The organism is Agromyces sp. NPDC055658, assembly GCF_053618155.1.
Genome location: NZ_JBSHHD010000124.1, coordinates 1 through 1,183 on the forward strand (window position 1 = coordinate 1; position 1,183 = coordinate 1,183).

General features: G+C 68.2%; 2 protein-coding genes. Both read left to right on the forward strand.

Features of this window, described 5'->3' with window-relative positions; genetic code table 11:
• Nucleotides 1-274, forward strand: a 274-nt coding sequence (locus tag ACWGPE_RS19030) for a fumarylacetoacetate hydrolase family protein (protein ID WP_452049319.1), incomplete at its 5' end; no start/stop codon positions are given.
• The coding region (locus tag ACWGPE_RS19035) for a bifunctional 3-(3-hydroxy-phenyl)propionate/3-hydroxycinnamic acid hydroxylase (RefSeq protein WP_452049320.1) at nt 271-1,183 on the forward strand (913 nt) is incomplete at its 3' end. The genes ACWGPE_RS19030 and ACWGPE_RS19035, both read left to right, overlap by 4 nt.

Below are 1,183 nucleotides of genomic sequence, written 5' to 3' on the forward strand. Positions count from 1 at the left end.
GGCATTGCAGTCCCTGGCCCGGTTCCAGGACCTGGCCGCCGGCGATCTCGTCCTCACCGGCACCCCGGTGGGCACGGCGTTGAGCGCACCTCCCAAGCCGATCGAGATGATCGGCGCGCTGCTGCCGCCGGCGGTGAAGTGGAAGGCCTTCTTCAAACGCCAAGCCGGCAACCCGCGCTACCTGCACCACGGCGACGTGGTCGAGGCCTCGGTCGCCACCGACGACGGCGCGATCGACCTGGGCTGCCAACGCAACACCGTGCGGTTCGAGTGACCTCGGTTGTCATCGTGGGTGCCGGACCGACCGGGGTCATCGCCGCGACACTGTTGGCCCGATACCGCGTGGACTGCCTGGTGCTCGATCGCTGGCCCGGGGTCTACCGCCAACCACGCGCCGTACACCTCGACGATGAGATCTACCGCATCCTGGCCGATCTCGGTATCGGCGAACGGTTTGCGGCGATCTCGCGGCCCGCGGCCGGGTTACAGCTGCTCGACGCCGACCTGCGGGTGCTGGCCCGGTTCACCCGCGAACCCGCCGGAAGACATGGTTTCCCGCAAGCCAACATGTTCGACCAGCCCCAGCTCGAGGACCTGCTGCGCACGAATCTGGCGCAGTATCCCCAGGTTCGGCTGCGGGGCAACGTCGAGGTCACCGGTTTCACCCGGCTCGACCAGGACCGTATTCAGGTTGCGTTCGTCGACCGCACCACCGCGGCCACCGAACACGTCGAGGCCGACTACCTCCTCGGCTGCGACGGAGCCAACAGCGTGATCCGCCGGGCTCTCGGGGTGGCGATGACCGACATGCACTTCGAGCAGCGCTGGTTGGTTGCCGACATCCGGAGCACTGTCGACCTCGAGCAGTGGGACGGGGTGCACCAGGTGTGCGACCCGGCCCGCGCCGCGACCTACATGCGAATCGGGAACGACCGCTACCGCTGGGAGTTCCGGCTCCTGCCGGACGAATCGGCTGCGGACTATTCGACGCTTGAGACGCTTCGACCGCTGATAGCGCCGTGGGTGGGCGCCGCAGGCGACCTCGAGTTGGTACGAGTGGCCGAGTACACGTTCCGGGCGGCGATCGCCGAGCGCTGGCGCGTCGGAAACGTGTTCCTGCTCGGGGATGCCGCACATCTCACGCCGCCGTTCATCGGCCAGGGCATGGGTGCAGGTGTGCGGG